At 44.4% G+C, this 2,740-nt stretch carries 3 protein-coding genes; 1 reads left to right on the forward strand and 2 read right to left on the reverse strand.

Annotated elements, in window-relative coordinates:
* Window positions 1-281: 281 nt before the first annotated feature.
* Complete coding sequence (locus tag E5S67_RS25785) at window positions 282-1,415, reverse strand: Rpn family recombination-promoting nuclease/putative transposase (protein ID WP_172191374.1); 1,134 nt, start codon at window positions 1,413-1,415, stop codon at window positions 282-284.
* A 56-nt stretch (window positions 1,416-1,471) separates the two neighbouring features.
* Between E5S67_RS25785 and E5S67_RS25790 the strand changes: the two genes are divergently transcribed.
* Entirely contained in the window at window positions 1,472-1,741 is a 270-nt protein-coding gene (locus E5S67_RS25790; RefSeq protein ID WP_172191376.1) for a helix-turn-helix domain-containing protein, read from the forward strand.
* A gap of 85 nt (window positions 1,742-1,826) precedes the next feature.
* Here the strand turns inward: E5S67_RS25790 and E5S67_RS25795 are convergent, their stop codons facing one another.
* Complete coding sequence (locus E5S67_RS25795; RefSeq protein ID WP_172191378.1) at window positions 1,827-2,552, reverse strand: tetratricopeptide repeat protein; 726 nt, start codon at window positions 2,550-2,552, stop codon at window positions 1,827-1,829.
* Window positions 2,553-2,740 lie beyond the last annotated feature (188 nt).

Raw genomic sequence — 2,740 nt, forward strand, 5'->3', positions numbered from 1 at the left:
GGCCCGCACGGTGCGATCGCCAAATCACCCTCACACCGGGAGACACGGTTTATGTCATCGGCGTTGACAACATCACTCTGTTAGTTTCCCTGGCTCCTGCAGACTAAACTAGAAAGTAATCTCAACTTGTTTACTGTCAGAACCCCGACTTCTTGAATAAGTCGGGGTTTTGACTGTTCTGTTTTTTAGTGGCAATTTGGCGATCGCTTCCACTCAATACCTGACGCAAGAGAGCAATATCTGCTTCTGTTTATTTGCCAGTAGAAATATGGCAGATCGCGCTACAATAAAATGGCATTTTTGAGAGCTTGTTTGTTGAGGCGATCGCCGAGTTGAGATTCGCTATTTTCTCGGGTGACTGCTGCTTTTTCTGATGCCTTAGCGATCGGCGGTAGCGGTTCGAGGAGTTTGGCTTGAGCTTCCTGAATTGAAGGGTAATTTTCAGCCCAGGATGAAATCGCTTCTGAAAGGACATCGATCTCATCGGATAAGGGTTCAATTAGCTGCGCTAGTTCGGTTAATTGTTCGGTTCCGAAGAGCGATCGCTGCTGAGTTAATAGTTCGATAAATGAGTCTATCTTTTGTTCGGGGAGTGACATCGATTCCCGTTGGATTTTGTTAATTGTTTGCCGAACAAATTCGAGAGACAAATCTAATAATTGCGCGATCGTCTCTAAATTTATCCCCAACCCGATCGTGCGACGAATGGCTTCTAACTTCGCCTGCCGCTCACCTTGTTCGAGTCCTTCTTCTAAACCTTCTTGCTTGACTTCCTGGTAAAATCGAGTTTGTCTGAGTTCGCTTAAATTCAACATGGCGGCAATTTCCTCGCGGCTTTTCTGGGGGAGTTTGTAGACGATAATTGTTTCGATGAGGTTGATTAAATCGCGTAGAACGGTTGAATCGGACAACTGTTGTCGGGCCATTGCGATCGACTGGCGTGCTTTTTCTGCTGCTGTCTCTGCTGGCTCGATTACCAGTTTAACAACTTTGACTCCGAGCGATCGATCGGCGGCTTCTGGCAATTCATCGAGGTAAATCCGTTGGACGCGCTGACTGGTTAAGAGTTCCTGAAATTGCAGCATCTGTTCGTGTTCGATGCGGCGATTGGGATAGATGACAACCACGCGCCAAGGATTGAGGGGTTTGTATTGTCGCAGATAGAGAAAGAGTTCGCCAAAGATGCGGTAGTACAAGTCGGCATCGGGTTGAAACTGAACTTCAGCTAAGTAAAAGGGTTTTTCAGGTTCTTCGGTTTTGGGGAGAAATAACCCGTCGATGCGGAATGCCAGTTGTTTGATTTCGCGGGAGGTGAATTCATAGGCGGCGGCTTCGTCTGGGGAACGATTTATCAGTTCAAAGAAGAAGCGGGGAAATTCCTGAAACAGGCTGTAGAAAATGGTGTCTGTTTTCATGAGTTGTCGATGCGAATCGAAGATGGGTACTATACCATGCCAAGAGAGGAACAACCATGACAAAAGAACCGATTGTTGAAGAAAGCAGTGGCAACGTATTCGCTGACCTCGGTCTGAAGGATGCAGATGAACTTTTTATGCGAGGCAAAATAGGGATTCAAGTAATACGTATCCTGAAACAACGGAACTTGAAACAGCACGAAATTAGTCAACTTCTTGGCATTCCACAACCAGAAGTCTCTCATTTAATGGACGGAGAGTTTCAACGGTTCAGCGAGGGAAAACTACTGCTTTTCCTCAAGCGACTAGATACGGAAATTACCTGACATCTTCGCTCTCGTAATGGGGGAAATCAATCTGCTGAAATTGCGATATCGCTATAGGGGTTAACGCTTGACTATCTAAGTTACATCACCTATTGCCATCGTCCATCATACGCTCCCAATCCTGTTGAATACGCTTCAGCTCTCTTACTGCACCGAGACTTTGAAGGATATCGCAGGCACAAGCATAGTAGGTTTGCGCTAAGTCCATCTTGTGAAGAAATAGCTCAAGTCGGGCTAGATGATAGTTCGTTAGCGCTATGTGTTTCATCATGCCGCGATTATTAACGACTTCAAGAGCTTCTTGCAAAATTTCCCCTGCAACTTCCAGATTGCCTGCGTTAAGCTCAGCCTCACCTAGCTTGACTAATGTTTCGCCAATTTGGGGAATAAAAGTAGTGTCAGCAAGGTCGGATTCTCCATGTTCTGCTACAAACTTTCGATAATGTTGTCTTTGAGATTCCAATATTTTGCGCTGTGTGTCAGCCGTCAAGGCTGCATTCTGTCTCTTACAGTCTGCCCAAAATTCCAAAAAATTAAATCCTGTTAATTCTGACGGATTTGGATAGAGGCGTTTGTACTCTGCTTTTGAGTTAAAGCTAATCTCCGCTAAGATATCCTCTTGCCGAATAATGTTAATAAGTTCTAATTGAAGGCTGCAAAGCTCAACATCAGTTTCAGTGCCTTGTGCTTGGGCAATTGAAATGGCCTTTTGGAAATGCCGTTCGGCTTCTTCTAAATCACCTAATTCAAGGTATATCTCCCCAAGGAGGATTAAGCAGGATGCTTTTTTTCCCTCTTCAACGAATGGCAAAAGCTTCTCGCACACAACTCTTAATAATCGCCAGTGTCCCCCCTGTTTGAGTTGATTCCTTAATTTCCAAAGTCGATCAAATGCTTCACTGTAATCAACTATAGCAATCCTAAATCATTATCAAGACTATGATACAATTATATGCAATACTTGATTGTGACAATAAAAAATGAATAACTTACAACTGC

The organism is Microcoleus asticus IPMA8, assembly GCF_013179805.1.
Taxonomy (GTDB): Bacteria; Cyanobacteriota; Cyanobacteriia; order Cyanobacteriales; family Microcoleaceae; genus Microcoleus; species Microcoleus asticus.